15 protein-coding genes are annotated in these 13,803 nt (G+C 71.7%); 8 read left to right on the forward strand and 7 right to left on the reverse strand.

Annotated elements, in window-relative coordinates:
- The first annotated feature begins 55 nt into the window (after positions 1–55).
- Positions 56–565, forward strand: coding sequence for a DUF5134 domain-containing protein (locus MUY22_RS25695; RefSeq protein WP_247064115.1), 510 nt, complete (start codon positions 56–58; stop codon positions 563–565).
- A gap of 12 nt (positions 566–577) precedes the next feature.
- On the opposite strand, the gene MUY22_RS25700 is transcribed toward MUY22_RS25695, so the two are convergent.
- The 6 genes from MUY22_RS25700 to kstD all read right to left on the reverse strand — a co-directional run bounded on the left by MUY22_RS25700 (position 578) and on the right by kstD (position 6,080).
- Positions 578–1,030, reverse strand: a complete 453-nt coding sequence (locus MUY22_RS25700) for a riboflavin kinase (RefSeq protein WP_247063332.1) — start codon at positions 1,028–1,030, stop codon at positions 578–580.
- Between the two features lie 104 nt (positions 1,031–1,134).
- Entirely contained in the window at positions 1,135–1,980 is an 846-nt protein-coding gene (locus tag MUY22_RS25705; protein WP_247063334.1) for a MaoC/PaaZ C-terminal domain-containing protein, read from the reverse strand.
- Between the two features lie 9 nt (positions 1,981–1,989).
- Complete coding sequence (locus tag MUY22_RS25710) at positions 1,990–3,036, reverse strand: ferredoxin--NADP reductase (protein WP_247063336.1); 1,047 nt, start codon at positions 3,034–3,036, stop codon at positions 1,990–1,992.
- Positions 3,029–3,286: a hypothetical protein gene (locus tag MUY22_RS25715; RefSeq protein ID WP_247063338.1), complete on the reverse strand. Its 258-nt coding sequence runs from the start codon at positions 3,284–3,286 to the stop codon at positions 3,029–3,031. The genes MUY22_RS25710 and MUY22_RS25715 overlap by 8 nt, the downstream gene beginning before the upstream one ends.
- The gene (locus MUY22_RS25720; protein WP_247063339.1) at positions 3,283–4,419 is read right to left on the reverse strand and encodes a Rieske 2Fe-2S domain-containing protein; all 1,137 of its coding nucleotides are present in this window, start codon (positions 4,417–4,419) and stop codon (positions 3,283–3,285) included. The genes MUY22_RS25715 and MUY22_RS25720 overlap by 4 nt, the downstream gene beginning before the upstream one ends.
- Positions 4,416–6,080, reverse strand: a complete 1,665-nt coding sequence (kstD, locus tag MUY22_RS25725; RefSeq protein ID WP_247063340.1) for a 3-oxosteroid 1-dehydrogenase — start codon at positions 6,078–6,080, stop codon at positions 4,416–4,418. Before kstD ends, MUY22_RS25720 begins: the two co-directional genes overlap by 4 nt.
- Before the next feature lie 101 nt (positions 6,081–6,181).
- Between kstD and MUY22_RS25730 the strand changes: the two genes are divergently transcribed.
- The 5 genes from MUY22_RS25730 to hsaB are packed head-to-tail and all read left to right on the forward strand — an operon-like array spanning position 6,182 to position 11,278.
- Positions 6,182–7,783, forward strand: coding sequence for an FAD-binding protein (locus MUY22_RS25730; protein WP_247063341.1), 1,602 nt, complete (start codon positions 6,182–6,184; stop codon positions 7,781–7,783).
- A gap of 33 nt (positions 7,784–7,816) precedes the next feature.
- The gene (gene hsaA, locus MUY22_RS25735) at positions 7,817–8,980 is read left to right on the forward strand and encodes a 3-hydroxy-9,10-secoandrosta-1,3,5(10)-triene-9,17-dione monooxygenase oxygenase subunit (RefSeq protein ID WP_247063345.1); all 1,164 of its coding nucleotides are present in this window, start codon (positions 7,817–7,819) and stop codon (positions 8,978–8,980) included.
- Positions 8,980–9,828: a 4,5:9,10-diseco-3-hydroxy-5,9,17-trioxoandrosta-1(10),2-diene-4-oate hydrolase gene (hsaD, locus tag MUY22_RS25740; RefSeq protein WP_247063346.1), complete on the forward strand. Its 849-nt coding sequence runs from the start codon at positions 8,980–8,982 to the stop codon at positions 9,826–9,828. The genes hsaA and hsaD overlap by 1 nt, the downstream gene beginning before the upstream one ends.
- Complete coding sequence (hsaC, locus tag MUY22_RS25745; RefSeq protein ID WP_247063348.1) at positions 9,828–10,742, forward strand: iron-dependent extradiol dioxygenase HsaC; 915 nt, start codon at positions 9,828–9,830, stop codon at positions 10,740–10,742. The genes hsaD and hsaC overlap by 1 nt, the downstream gene beginning before the upstream one ends.
- 5 nt (positions 10,743–10,747) lie before the next feature.
- Complete coding sequence (gene hsaB, locus MUY22_RS25750) at positions 10,748–11,278, forward strand: 3-hydroxy-9,10-secoandrosta-1,3,5(10)-triene-9,17-dione monooxygenase reductase subunit (protein WP_247063350.1); 531 nt, start codon at positions 10,748–10,750, stop codon at positions 11,276–11,278.
- Positions 11,279–11,285: 7 nt separating this feature from the next.
- Here the strand turns inward: hsaB and MUY22_RS25755 are convergent, their stop codons facing one another.
- Positions 11,286–11,846, reverse strand: a complete 561-nt coding sequence (locus tag MUY22_RS25755) for a TetR/AcrR family transcriptional regulator (protein ID WP_247063352.1) — start codon at positions 11,844–11,846, stop codon at positions 11,286–11,288.
- Positions 11,847–11,996: 150 nt separating this feature from the next.
- Between MUY22_RS25755 and MUY22_RS25760 the strand changes: the two genes are divergently transcribed.
- Together MUY22_RS25760 and MUY22_RS25765 are read left to right on the forward strand one after the other, a co-directional pair.
- Positions 11,997–13,076, forward strand: coding sequence for a hypothetical protein (locus MUY22_RS25760; RefSeq protein WP_247063353.1), 1,080 nt, complete (start codon positions 11,997–11,999; stop codon positions 13,074–13,076).
- A 121-nt stretch (positions 13,077–13,197) separates the two neighbouring features.
- Positions 13,198–13,788 (forward strand): hypothetical protein, encoded by a 591-nt coding sequence (locus MUY22_RS25765; protein ID WP_247063354.1) that lies wholly within the window; start codon positions 13,198–13,200, stop codon positions 13,786–13,788.
- Positions 13,789–13,803 lie beyond the last annotated feature (15 nt).

Raw genomic sequence — 13,803 nt, forward strand, 5'->3', positions numbered from 1 at the left:
CGGCCGTCCCGTAGTGGCCGGCGTGGACTGGGCGCTCACCGCGGTCTTCGCCGCGATGGTGCTGCCCTGCGTGCTGCGGCTCGTCCGGCTCGACTACGTCCGCCTCGGTCACGGCGTCCGCAACGGCGACCTGGCCGAGCTGCTGCTGGTCGTGGCGATGGTGGCGATGCTCTCGCCGGTCGGCGGCCCGATCCCGGCGGCCGGCTGGCAGGCGGTCCTGGTGCTGACGGCGGGCTGGTTCGCCGTCAGCTGGTGGCGCGGCCGCCGGTCCGGCTGCGCGCACCACGCGCTGTCCGCGGTGGCGATGCTCTACATGGTCACGGCGATGCCCCACGACGGCATGGCGCACGGGCCGTGGCTGACTATGTCCACAATGGACGCCCAGCTGGCGGTGCCGCTGGTCGCGGTGGCCGCCGCGGCCTACTTCGTCGTCGACGCGGCGCGCACGGGCGTGCTCATGGTGCGCGGTCCCGTGGTGTCGGTGTCCGGGCACGCCTCGCGCGCGGCCTGTCGGGTGGTGATGGGCGCCGGGATGGGCTACATGCTCCTCGCGGCGGCCCTGTGACCGTCCAGCCGTCTATTCGGGGATGTGCCGGACCTCGCCGAGCGGGCTGTCGCCGGGTTCGGGCAGCGCGGCGGCGGGGTGGCCGGCGGTCCACTGCGTCGCGACGGCGATGTCGTTCTTGAGCGCGGTGACGAGGTCCTCGGCGGAGGCGTAGGCCTGCTGGTCCCGCAGGTGGGCGCCGAGCCAGACGACGAGGGTCTCGTCGTAGAGGTCGCCGGTGAAGTCCAGCAGGTGCGCTTCGAGCAGCCGGTAGCCGTCGGCCCCGTAGTAGGTCGGCCGCCGCCCGACGGACACGGCCGCGGCGATGCGCGTGCCGTCCCCGCGCTGCACCCAGCCCGCCCACACACCGTCGCCGACGGACCCGTCCTGGTCACGGAGAGCGACGTTGGCGGTGGGGAAGCCCAGCTCCCGGCCGCGCTCGTCGCCGTGCTCGACGGTGCCCCGCACCACGAAGTATTCCGGCATCGTGTTCCGTCCTCCCGAGGTCGCTCCCGTCCACGTTAGCGCGCGCACGACGGGTCGATCACCACTTGGACGCGAGTGACGCGGGCCACGCCCCGGCAGACCCGCTAGGCGAACGTCAGGACCGTGTCCGCCAGGACCGGGGCGTCGTCGCGCTCGACGGCCGACGTCGTCACCAGCAGGCGGTCGTCCTCGCGCCAGACCCGGGTCCGGAGGGTCTCGCCCGGGAACACCACGCCGGCGAACTTCGTCGCGAACGACCCGGCCCGCGACGGGTCGCCGTCGAGGAACTCGTCGATCAGGACCCGGGCGACCACGCCGTAGGTGCACAAACCGTGCAGGATCGGCCGCGGGAAGCCCGCCGCCGCCGCGAACGCCGGGTCCGCGTGCAGCGGGTTGCGGTCGCCGCACAGGCGGTACAGCAGCGCCTGCTGCGGCAGCGTCGGCGTCTCGAGCACCGCGTCCGGCTCGCGCGTGGGCCACTCGATGCGGTCCGACGGCCCGCGTGACCCGCCGAAACCGCCTTCGCCGCGGGCGAAGATGCTCGACCGGGCCGTCCACAGAGGACTGCCGTCCGACGAGGTGACGTCGACCTCCTGGATGATCACGGCCGCCTTGCCCTTGTCGAAGACGTCCGCGACCCGCGAGCGGGCCACCGCCTTGCCTTCGACCGGGATCGGCCCGTGCAGGGTGATCTCCTGCTTGCCGTGCAGCACCTTCGCCAGGTCGATCTCGACCCCCGGGAACGACACCGCCGGCGGCTCGAACACGCGCAGGTTGGCCGCGACCGTGGCGAACGTCGGGACGACGACCAGGTCACGTTCGTAGGTGTAGCGCAGCTCGTCCGGGCCCGCGCCCAGCGCCAGGTGGTAGAGCAGCACGTCCGACGACGTCCAGGCGAAGCTCACTTCCCCGATTTCGGCGCCGATCGCGACGGCGGGATCGATGGGCACGCGGTGCTCCTATTCGTAGCTGATCGAGACGTCGTCGGTGACCGGCAGCGACTGGCAGGCGAGCACGATGCCGTCCGCGATGTCCTCGGCGTCGAGGACCTCGTTGTGCAGCATCTTCACCTCACCCGATTCGATCCGGCACGCGCACGCACTGCATTGTCCCTCGCGGCACGAATACGGCGCGTCGAGACCCGCCTCCAGCAAGTGGTCCAGGAGCTTGCGGCGGCGCGGCCACGCCATCGACCGCGTCTCGCCGTCGAGCGTCACGGTCAGCGACGCGGGCGCCTCGTCCGAGTCCGGCTCCGGCTCCGGCTCGGCGACCGGCTCCTCGACGGCGTCGAACGGGTTCCCGGACAGCGACGTGAACTTCTCGACGTGCACCCGGTTCCGCGGCACGCCGAGCTGCCCGAGCGCCTCCCGCACGGCCGCCATGAACGGCGCCGGACCACAGAGGAACGCCTCGTGCGCCGGGTACGCGGAAGCCAGGCCGCGCAGCTGCGGCACGTCCGGCAGCCCCTGGACGCTCTCCAGCCAGTGGACGACGACCATCCGGTCGCCGTAGCGTTTCGCCAGCGACGTCAGCTCGCCGGCGAAGATCACCGACGCCTCGTCGCGGTTCGCGTAGACCAGCACGACCCGGCCGGAGCCCTGCTCCAGCGCCGTCTTCAGGATCGCCATCACCGGCGTGATCCCGCTGCCCGCGGCGAAGAGCAGGAAGTCCTCGTCCACTGAGGACGGTGTGAACACCCCGGCCGGCGCCAGCACGTCCAGGGTCATCCCGGCCCGCAGCTCGTCGCAGATCCAGCTCGACCCGTACCCGCCGTCGGTGCGCTTGACCGTCACCTGGACGCGGTTCTCGTGCGGCGCGCTCGACAGCGAATAGCACCGCGCCACCGAGCCGGTCCGCTCGCTGGGGATCCGGAGCGTCAGGAACTGCCCGGCCGTGTAGGAGAACGCCGACGCGTGCTCGCCGGGGATCTCGAACACCACCGAACGCGCGTCCGGCGTCTCGACGACGACGTCGGCGACCGTCAGGGTGTAGACCCGCTCAGCCATCCGCGACCGCCAGCGTGCCTTCGCGCACCGCGTCGTCGATGCTGTCCGACAGCTTCGGGCAGGTGTCGAGCAACGCGGTCGGGCGGTCGGCGTCGGCGAAGACCGGGCAGCTCTCGGCCGCGTTCGTGGTCCACTGGATGCTGGTGTGGCTGATGCTGTTCTTCTTCACCAGCACGCAGGTCCCGCAGGCGCGGCACTCGTGCGGCCGCAGCCCGCCGGTCAGGAACTCGACGGTCTCCGACGTGGTCACACCTCGGCCTCCGCCTTCTGCCTGGCCAGGTTCTCCGCCACCTCGGCCGACCACGCCTCGTTCGCCTTCGACGTGTCCACTTCGAACTCGAAGCGCCGGGTCATGTCCTCGGTGACGTCGGCGGCGTCGACGTAGAACTGCTGGTACCAGCGGCGAAGCTGGTAGACCGGACCGTCCTCTTCGCACAGCAGCGGGTTCTCGATCTGCGTCTTGTGCTTCCAGATCTCGACGTCCTGCAGGAACCCGGCGCCGATGCCCTTCGCCAGCTTCGACGCGATCTTGTCGGCGTGCTCGTCCGAAAGCCCGTCCTGCTTCTTGACCTTCATGCCGTACTGCAGCACGAACGACGTCGGCGACACGGGGTAGTGGCAGTTGATCAGCACGCTCTGGATCTCGTAGCCCTGGAAGGAGTTCACCAGGTCGTTGATCATGTACGACGGCCCGAAGTACGACGCCTCCGACCGCAGCAGGTTGTCCTCGCCGCCGTAGTTGGACGCCATGCCCATGTCCGGGCGGCCCTTGGTGTTGAGGTACTGCGTCGCGATGTGGCCTTCGAAGATGTTCTTGAAGTACGTCGGGTAGGCGTAGTGGATGTAGAAGAAGTGCGCCATGTCCACGACGTTGTCGATGATCTCACGGCAGTTGGACCCGTCGATGAAGATCGAGTCCCACGTCCAGTTGCTCCACTCGGAGCTGTAGGCCGCCTCGATCCGCGGGATCGCCAGCTCGGCCGGCGGCGGATTGCCTTCCGGGTCGTGCCACACGAACAGCTGGCCGTTCTGCTCCAGCGTCTGCCACGAGCGCGTTCGCGCGCGCAGCGGGACCCGCTTGCCGTAGGGGATCGCGACGCACTTGCCGCTGCCGTTCCAGCGCCAGTCGTGGAACGGGCAGGCGATCTCGTCGCCCTTGACCGTGCCCTGGGTGAGGTCGCCGCCCATGTGCCGGCAGTAGCCGTCGAGCACGTGCAGGTCGCTCTTCGAGTCCGCGAACACCACCAGCTTGGTGCCGAACGCCGTGATGGCGTGCGGTTTCCCGTCGCGGAGGCGCTCGGCCAGCCCCAGGCAGTGCCAGCCGCGGGCGAACCGGGTCGGTGGCTCACCGGCGTAGATGGTGCGTACCGATTCCTGCGTCATCGCTGCCCTCCCGTGGTCCTCTGATCTTCGTGCGCCAGCCGCGTCGCCGCAAGGTAGCCGAACACCATGGCGGGGCCGATGGTCGCGCCGGGCCCGGCGTACGTGCGGCCCATCACGGCCGCGCTGACGTTGCCCGCGGCGAACAGGCCCGGCACGACCGAGCCGTCCTCGCGCAGGACCTGTGCGTGTTCGTCGGTCCGCAGCCCGCCCTTGGTGCCGAGGTCGCCGGGCACGATCTTCACCGCGTAGTACGGCGCCTTGTCGAGCGGGCCGAGGCTGGGGTTGGGTTTGTTGCGCGGGTCGCCGTAGTAGTGGTCGTACGTGCTGAGCCCGCGCTGGAAGTCCTCGTCGACGCCCTTGTGCGCGAAGCCGTTGAAGCGCTCGATCGTGGCTTCCAGCGCATCCGCCGGGACGTCGATCTTCCCGGCCAGCCCGGCCAGCGACGACGACTTGACCGCGATCCCGGCCTTGAACCAGCGGCCGGGCAGCGGCTGGCGCGGCCCGACGCCGGTGAACATGTACCGGTCCTTGTAGCGCTGGTCGAACACCAGCCAGGTCGGGATGTGCTCGCCCGGGCCGTCGCCCTCGCCGTACATCGCGTGCACGGCCTCGACGTAGGGCGCCGACTCGTTGACGAACCGCTGCCCGCGCGCGTCGACCATGACGCAGCGCGGGCGCGAGCGCTCGGCCAGCGCGAACCACGGCCCGCCGGTGAGCGGCAGGGTCGGGCCCCACCAGGCGTCGTCCATCAGGTCGAGGGCCGCGCCGAGCTTGAGCCCGGCGGTGATGCCGTCGCCGGTGTTCGCCTCCGCGCCGACGGTCCAGTCGGTGCCGATCGGCGCGCGCTGGTACTTCTCGCGCATCTCGAGGTTCTGCTCGAAGCCGCCGCTGGCGAGGATCACGCCGCGGCGGGCCGCGATGACTCCTTGCGCGGTGACCACCCCGGTGACCCGGTCGCCTTCGACCTGCAGGTCCACCAGCGCCGTGTTGAGCCGGACCTCGACGTTCGCCCTGGTCAGGCCGATCCGCAGGCCGGCCGCAAGCGCTTGCCCCATGGCCAGCGGGTGCTGCCGCCGGATCCGGCCGGCCAGCCACTGGGTGCCGAGCGACAGCAGCCGGACTACCCCGCGGGGGTGCCGCAGGAGCAGGCTCAGCCAGCGGTAGTCGGCCTGGGTGATCGGTACGCCGAGCGGGGGAGCGCTGTAGGGCGGTTCGAGGTGCGCCAGCTCGTCGCCGAGCAGGTGGCCGTCGAGGGCGACGGGCTCGACGGACCGGCCGCCGGGCCGCCCGCCGGGGGCCTCGGGGTGGTAGTCGCTGTAGTCGCGGACCCAGCGGAACTTCAGCGGCGTGTGGTCGCAGACGAACCGCAGCACCTCGGGGCCGTGGGCGAGGAACGTGTCGCGCCGGACGGCCGGGACGACGTCCCCGACGATCGAGGCGAGGTACTCGCGCGCCCGTTCGGGCGGGTCGTCGATCCCGGCGGCGCGCAACGCGTGGTTGCCCGGCAGCCAGACCCCGCCACCGGAGCGCGCGGTCGAGCCGCCGAAGCAGGCCGCTTTCTCCAGGAGGACAACGCTCAGGCCGCCGTGAGCCGCGGCCAGCGCGGCGGTCATCCCGGCAGCGCCGCTGCCGACCACGACGACGTCGAACTGCTCCGTCATGCCACCTCACCTATAACGTGTTCCACAAGACAAGTATCCAGTTGAGGGTCGCTTTCGGCCACCATAGACGAGAACGTGTTTCAGTTCTAGGGTAGCGAACCATGGACGAACTCGTCGCGGACGTGGTCATCGTGGGGTTCGGTGCGGCCGGCGCGTGCGCCGCCCTCGAAGCCGCCGACGCCGGTGCGGACGTCGTCATCGTCGAGCGCTTCGCCGGTGGTGGCGCCAGTGCGGTCAGCGGTGGCGTGGTCTACGCGGGCGGCGGCACCCGCCAGCAGCTGGACGCGGGGGTCGACGACACGGTCGACGCGATGTACGAATACCTGCGCCTCGAAGCCGGGGACGTCGTCTCCGAGAAGACGCTCCGGCGGTTCTGCGAGGACAGCCGCGAGATGGTCACCTGGCTGGAGGGCAACGGCGTCCCGTTCGAAGGCAGCCTCTGCCCCTACAAGACGTCGTACCCGAGTGACGAGTTCTACCTGTACTACTCCGGCAGCGAGGCCGCCGGCGGGTTCCGCGACGCGGCGAAACCGGCCCCGCGCGGGCACCGCGTCAAAGGCCCCGGCACGTCCGGGAAGATGCTGATGACGCGGCTGGCCGAAGCCGTGCGGCGCCGGGAGATCCGGGTGCTGCCGCAGACGCGGGTGCGCTCGCTGATCCACGACGACCAGGGTGGCATCACCGGGGTCGTCGCGGACAGCCTGCGGGACGCGCCGGCGTCGGTGAAGGCCCGGCACCGGCGGCTCGCGTCGTATTCCGCCAAGCCCGGCATCTACGTCCCGGCGCTGCGGAAACCCCTGCACCGCCGGGTCGAACGGCTCGAACGCGCGCACGCCCGCGAGCTGCGGATCACCGCGCGGCGCGGGGTGATCCTCGCCGCCGGCGGGTTCATCGCCCATCGCGCGATGGTGCGCGAGCACGCGCCCGCCTACCGCGGCGGCCTGCCGCTGGGCACCGCCGCCGACGACGGTTCGGGCATCCGGCTGGGTGTCGAGGCCGGGGGCGCGACCGCGGAACTCGGCCGGATCTCGGCGTGGCGGTTCGTGACGCCGCCGAGCGCGTTCCTCGGCGGGATCATCGTCGACGCCGGTGGCCGCCGGATCATCGACGAGTCGCGCTACGGCGCCGCCGTCGGCGAGCGGCTGATCGAGCGGCACGACAGCAAGGGCTGGCTGCTGGTCGACGCGCCGATCGTCGCCGAGGCCCGGCGTGACGGCACCAAGCAGAGCCAGTGGTTCCAGGGTCTGCAGCTGCGGTACCTCCTGCGGCGCGGGCGCGTCGTCGGCGCGACGGTCGAAGAAGCGGCGCGCAAGGCCGGTGTCGACCCCCCGGGCCTGCGCGCGAGCGTCGAGGCTTATCACGGCGCCGAAGACCCGATGGGCAAGCCCGCCGAGTTCGCCCGGCGCCTGGACAACCCGCCGTTCTCGCTCATCGACGTCTCGGTGCGGCCCAACCTCGGCTACCCGACGCCGATGCTGACGCTCGGCGGCCTGGTCGTCGACGAGGACACCGGCGCGGTCCGGGACGCCGGGGGTGTGCCGATCAAGGGCCTGTACGCCGCCGGGCGCACCGCGGTGGGAATCTGTTCCAGGTCCTACGTCAGTGGTCTCTCGCTGGCCGACTGCGTGTTTTCCGGCCGCAGGGCGGGGATCAACTCCGCCTTGGCGCAGGGTGTTCTCGACAAAAACGAGAACGTGTTCTAGTCTTGCGTGAGTGAACGCGAGAGAGGAACGCGCATGAGCGAGCAGGTGATCGCCGGGGTCCGGGACCTCCTGCCGGTCCTGCGGGAACGGGCCCAGGACACCGAGGACGCGCGCCGCGTGCCCGAGGAGTCCGTCAAGGCCCTGCAGGAGACCGGGTTCTTCAAGCTGCTGCAACCGAAGCCTTACGGCGGCTTCGAAGCCGACCCGGTGAGCTTCTACACCGCGGTGAAGCTGATCGCGAGCGCGTGCGGGTCCACCGGCTGGGTCGCCTCCATCCTCGGCGTCCACCCGTGGCACGTGGCGTTGTTCGACGCTCAGGCGCAGGAAGAGGTGTGGGGCGGCGACGAGGACGTCCGGATCTCCTCGTCGTACGCCCCCATGGGCAAGGCCGAGGTGGTCGACGGCGGCTACCGGCTCTCCGGCCGGTGGAGCTTTTCGTCCGGCTGCGACCACTGCACGTGGGTGCTGCTCGGCGGGCCGGCCTTCAAGGACGGCAAGCCGGTCGACTTCTGCACGTACCTGCTGCCGATCGCGGACTACTCCATTGTGGACGTCTGGGACACGGTCGGGCTGCGCGGTACCGGGTCGAACGACATCGTCGTCGAAGACGTCTTCATCCCGCAGCACCGGGCGCTGAGCTTCATCGCGACGTCCAAGTGCAAGGTGCCGGGTCAGGCCGTCAACCCCGGGCCGCTGTACCGGCTGCCGTACGGGTCGGTGCACCCGTCCACGATCACCGCGCCGATCATCGGCATGGCCCAGGGGGCCTACGACGCGCACGTCGAGCACCAGGGCAAGCGGGTGCGCGCCGCGTACGCCGGTGAACAGTCCAAAGAGGACCCGTTCGCCAAGGTGCGGATCGCCGAAGCCGCCAGCGAGATCGACGCCGCGTGGCTGCAGCTGACCCGCAACATCGACGAGCTGTACCAGCTGGCCAAGCGGGAAGAACGGTTGCCGGTGGACCTGCGGCTGCGCGTCCGGCGTGACCAGGTGCGCGGCACCGAACGCGCGATCGGCGCGATCGACCGGCTCTTCGAGAACTCCGGCGGCCGGGCCATCCAGCGCGGCACGCCGATCCAGCGCTTCTGGCGTGACGCGCACGCCGGCCGGGTGCACGCGGCCAACGACGCCGAGCGCGCCTACGTCATGTACGGCACCGGGGCCTTCGGGCTCCCCGTCGAGAACGCGATGTACTGATGGCCGGGCCCGAGGGAAAGTACGCCGAGGTCGCGGGGGGCCTGAAGCTGCACTACCACGAGGCCGGCGCCGAGCACGCCGAGACGGTGATCCTGCTGCACGGCGGCGGGCCCGGCGCGTCGGCGTGGAGCAACTTCGGGCGCAACCTGCCGGAGTTCGCCAAGCACTACCGGACGATCGCCGTCGACCAGCCCGGCTTCGGCCGGTCGGACAAGCCGACCGCGCACCCGCAGTACTTCCGCCACAGCGCGGACGCCGTCGCAGGCCTGATGGACGCGCTCGGCGTCGAAACCGCGCACTTCGTCGGCAACTCGCTCGGCGGTGGCGCGGCCGTGCGGCTGGCGCTGAACCACGGCAAGCGCGCCGGCCGGCTCGTGCTGATGGGGCCGGGCGGGCTGAGCGTCAACCTGTTCGCGCCCGACCCGACCGAAGGCGTCAAGAACCTCGGGAAGTTCGGCGCGAAACCCAGCCGCGAGCGGATGGAAGCCTTCCTGCGCATCATGGTCCACGACCAGGCGCTCATCACCGACGAGCTGATCGACGACCGGTTCGCCGCGGCGAACACCCCCGAGTCGCTCGCCGCGATGCGGGCCATGGGGATGTCGTTCGCCCAGCCCGAAACCTACGAAGAGGGCATGCTCTGGCGCGAAGCCCACCGGCTGCGCCAGCGCGTGCTGCTGATCTGGGGCCGCGAAGACCGCGTCAATCCGCTCGACGGCGCGTTGGTCGCGCTGAAGACCATCCCGCGCGCGCAGCTGCACGTGTTCGGCGGCTGCGGACACTGGGCCCAGCTGGAGAAGTTCGACGAATTCAACCGGCTGGCCCTCGACTTCCTCGGGAGTTCCTGATGGGCATCCGGTCACTGGGCTACCTCCGCGTCGAAGCCACCGACATGGCCGCGTGGCGCGAATACGGGCTCAAGGTGCTCGGCATGGTCGAGGGCAAGGGGGAGAACCCCGACGCGCTCTACCTGCGCATGGACGACTTCCCGGCCCGGCTCGTCATCTCGCCCGGCGACGCCGACCGGCTGACGACCACCGGCTGGGAGGCCGCGAACGCCGCCGAGCTGGCCGAGATCCGGTCGCGTTTGGACAGTGCCTCGGTGCCCTACAAGGAAGGCACGCCCGAAGAGCTGGCCGACCGCCGCGTCGACGAGCTGATCAGCTTCGACGACCCGTCCGGCAACACCCAGGAGGTGTTCCACGGCGTCGCGCTGCAGCACCGTCGGGTGGTCAGCCCGTACGGGCACCGGTTCGTCACCGGCGAACAGGGCCTCGGCCACGTCGTCCTGTCCACAAAGGACGACGAGGCTTCGCTGCGGTTCTACCGCGACGTCCTCGGGTTCCGGCTGCGCGACTCGATGCGCCTGCCGCCGCAGATGGTCGGCCGGCCCGCCGACGGCGCGCCCGCGTGGCTGCGGTTCTTCGGCTGCAACCCGCGTCACCACAGCCTGGCGTTCCTGCCGATGCCGACCCCGAGCGGGATCGTGCACCTGATGGTCGAGGTCGAGCAGACCGACGACGTCGGGTTGTGCCTCGACCGCGCGATCCGGCGCAAGGTACCGATGTCGGCGACGCTCGGCCGGCACGTCAACGACCTGATGCTGTCGTTCTACATGAAGACCCCCGGCGGGTTCGACATCGAGTTCGGCTGTGAAGGCCGGCAGGTCGACGACGAGAACTGGATCGCTCGCGAGAGCACCGCGGTTTCCCTGTGGGGCCACGACTTCTCGGTCGGCGCCCGGCCGCCCGGCGCGCCGTGACGGCGATGGCGGTCGACCGGACCGCGTTCCGCAGCGTCCTCGGGCACTTCTGCACGGGCGTCACCGTCGTCACCGGCCGCGACGGCGACACGCTGGCCGGGTTCGCCTGCCAGTCGTTCGCCGCGCTGTCGCTCGACCCGCCGCTCGTGCTGTTCTGCCCGGCGAAGACGTCCCGCACCTGGCAGGTGCTCGCCACGGCCGGCCGGTTCGCGATCAACGTCTTGGCCGAGAACCAGCAGGAAGTCAGCGCGGTGTTCGGCGCTCGTGGTGAGGACAAGTTCGCCCGCTTCGGCTGGACGCCCGCGCCGTCCGGGGCGCCGCTGCTCGAAGGCGCGTTGACGTGGATCGACTGCGAGCTGGAAGCGGTGCACGAAGCCGGTGACCACTACGTGGTGATCGGGCGCGTCACGGCGCTGGGCGCGCCGTCGGACGCGCGGCCGTTGCTGTTCCACCGGGGGCAGTACTCGGTCACCGAGCCGGCGCGGGACGCGCTCGCCGCGCTGATGCCGTGGCCCCGCCCGGACGACTGGCTCTGAACCCGCGTCACCGCGGGCGGAGGCCGTCGACGATCACCGCCACGATCTTGGGCACCCGCGTGTCCCACTCGGCTTCGGGCACCCGCGACAGCGCGCCCAGGAGCAGGATGACGTCCGCCGCGTCGACCTCGTCGCGTACCTGACCGACGGCTTTTCCCCGCTGGAGCAGCGTTTCGAGTGCTTCGTCGAGCCGGTGGTGCTGGCCCGCGTAAAGGTCTTGCCACGCCGAGGCCTCGATCGCCGCCATGACACCGCGCTTGACCCGCGCGTACTCGACCAGCCGATCGAGCCAGGCGATCAGGGCCTCGAGCGGCGGGTGCCCGGCCAGCAGCGGCGCCACGGCGTCGACGAGCTGCGTCAGCTCGTACCGGTACACCTCCGCCAGCAGGTGCTCGCGGGTCGGGAAGTGCCGGTAGAGGGTGCCCTGCCCGACGCCGGTGGCCTTGGCGACCCGGTGCAGCTTCAGGTCGGCGGCCGCGCCGTTGGACTCGCTCAGCTCGGCCCGCGCGGCCTCGACGATCCGGTCGCGGTTGGCGACCGCGTCCGACCGGCGCTCACGACCCGGCACGGCGGCACCGCCCTTCCTCGCGAAGTAACCGGACAGTTGTCAGCTTAACCCGGGGAGCGGTGCCGAGCAGCCCGCCCGGCCGGGCCGAGCGGTAACACCGGCCGTCGAGAAGGCGACTTCACAGGGTCGTCGCCGCCCGAGGAGGAGTTCGTGCAGCTGTCCGGTTTCCCGGCCGCGGAGGTCGGGTTCGACCGCGCTGGTGGGCTCGCCGGCGACCGGGGTGCGGCCGTGCGGGAGCTGGCCGCCGACCGCGCGACCACCGACCTCGTCGTGCTGAGCCACGGCTGGGACGACGACCCCGTCACGGCGAGGCACCTGTACGCCGATCTCGCGTCCTCGCTGCGCTCGGTCTGCGACGGACCCCTCGCCTTCGCCTGCGTGCTGTGGCCGTCGCGGAAGTTCGCCGAGTCCGCCGGTCTCGGGGAGCGGCTCGACCTGCTGCGGGAGCTGGTGCCCGAGCACCGGCGCACCATCGACGCGGCGGCCGAGCTCGTCCCGGCGCTCGCGGCCCGCTCGACCGCGCGGACCGCGTTCGCCGCCGCGCTCCTGTCGGTCGCCGCCCCTGCCGCGCAGGACCGCGAAGACGCGTCGACGGAGCTGCTGACCCTGCCCGGCGGCACCGTGATGGACCGGCTCGCGAAACCGGCTTCCGGGTTCGTCGAGGCCGCGCGGCAGCTGCTCGACTACCTGACGTACTACGAGATGAAGGCGCGCGCGGGCGAGGTGGGGGAGCACGGCCTGGCGCCGCTGCTCGGCGCGGTCGCCCGGCCCGGCCTGCGCGTTCACCTGGTCGGGCACGGCTTCGGCGGCCGCTTGGTCACCGCGGCCGCGCTGGCCCGGCCGGCCGGGACGCTGGGCACGCTCACCCTGCTGCAGGCGACGTTGTCGCATCACGCCTTTGCCGGCTCGGGGGTGTTCCGCGGCGTGCTCGACGCGCACGTCGTGACCGGCCCGATCCTCGTCACGCACACCGCGTACGACCTGGTCGCCGGGGTCGCGTTCGAGATCGCGTCGCGCGTCACCGGGCTGGGTTACGGCAGCATCGGGCGGGACGGCGCCCAGGGGACCGCCGAAGCCGTGCCGGGCGAGCTGCTGCCGGTCGGCGGGCGCTACGCGTGGCGCCCGGGCGTGCCGCACAACCTGCAGGCCGACGGGTTCGTGCGCGGGCACACCGACGTCCACGGGCCGGAAGTCGCTCACGCGCTGTGGTCGGCGATCGCGGCCGGTTAGCTCGGGCGGGTGGTTGTGCCGGGGTTCAGAGGTGGGCCGCGTCCCATTCACGAGAGAAAGCCGACACTTCGCGCGCACACTGAGGGCGCAGAGTCTGTTCCCGGGGAGGAGTGTGCCGCGCATGCAGGGTCGGATCGCCCGGTTCCGGCGCCGGTTGTTCCCCGGCGGCAACCCGCTCGCCCGGTTCGGTGACCGCGTCGAAGCCGCGTTGCTGCTCCTGCTGGTCGCCGGCGCGCTGCTGACGCTGCCGTTCGCCGCCGCCGTCGGCTCCGACACCTACGCCGCGCAGACCGCCCGCGCCGAGCAGGAGCGCACCACGCGCCATCCCGCGACGGCGACCTCGCTGGCCGCGGCCGCCACGCAGAGCTACAGCACCGACGGGGCCGGCTCGCCGGCCGACCAGACGACCGTCCCGGCGGCCTGGTTCGACGCCCGGGGCACCCGGCACACCGGCGACGTCCTCGCCGACTCCGGCAGCCCGAAGGGCACGCACGTGCCGGTGTGGCTGGACCAGCGCGGCGAGCTGACGACCGAGCCGCTTTCGCCGGCCACTTCGGCGGCCGACGGCGTGTTCGCGGCGATCCTGCTCTGGGTCGCCGTCACCGGAGCGCTGGCCGCGCTCTACGGCTTCGCCCGGTTCGTCCTGGGCCGCCTCCGCGCCGCGGCGTGGGACCGGGCCTGGGCGCAAGCCCGCCACGACAGCCGGTTCTGAACGTCACTTCTGGGC

The organism is Amycolatopsis sp. WQ 127309 (assembly GCF_023023025.1).
Lineage (GTDB): Bacteria > Actinomycetota > Actinomycetes > Mycobacteriales > Pseudonocardiaceae > Amycolatopsis.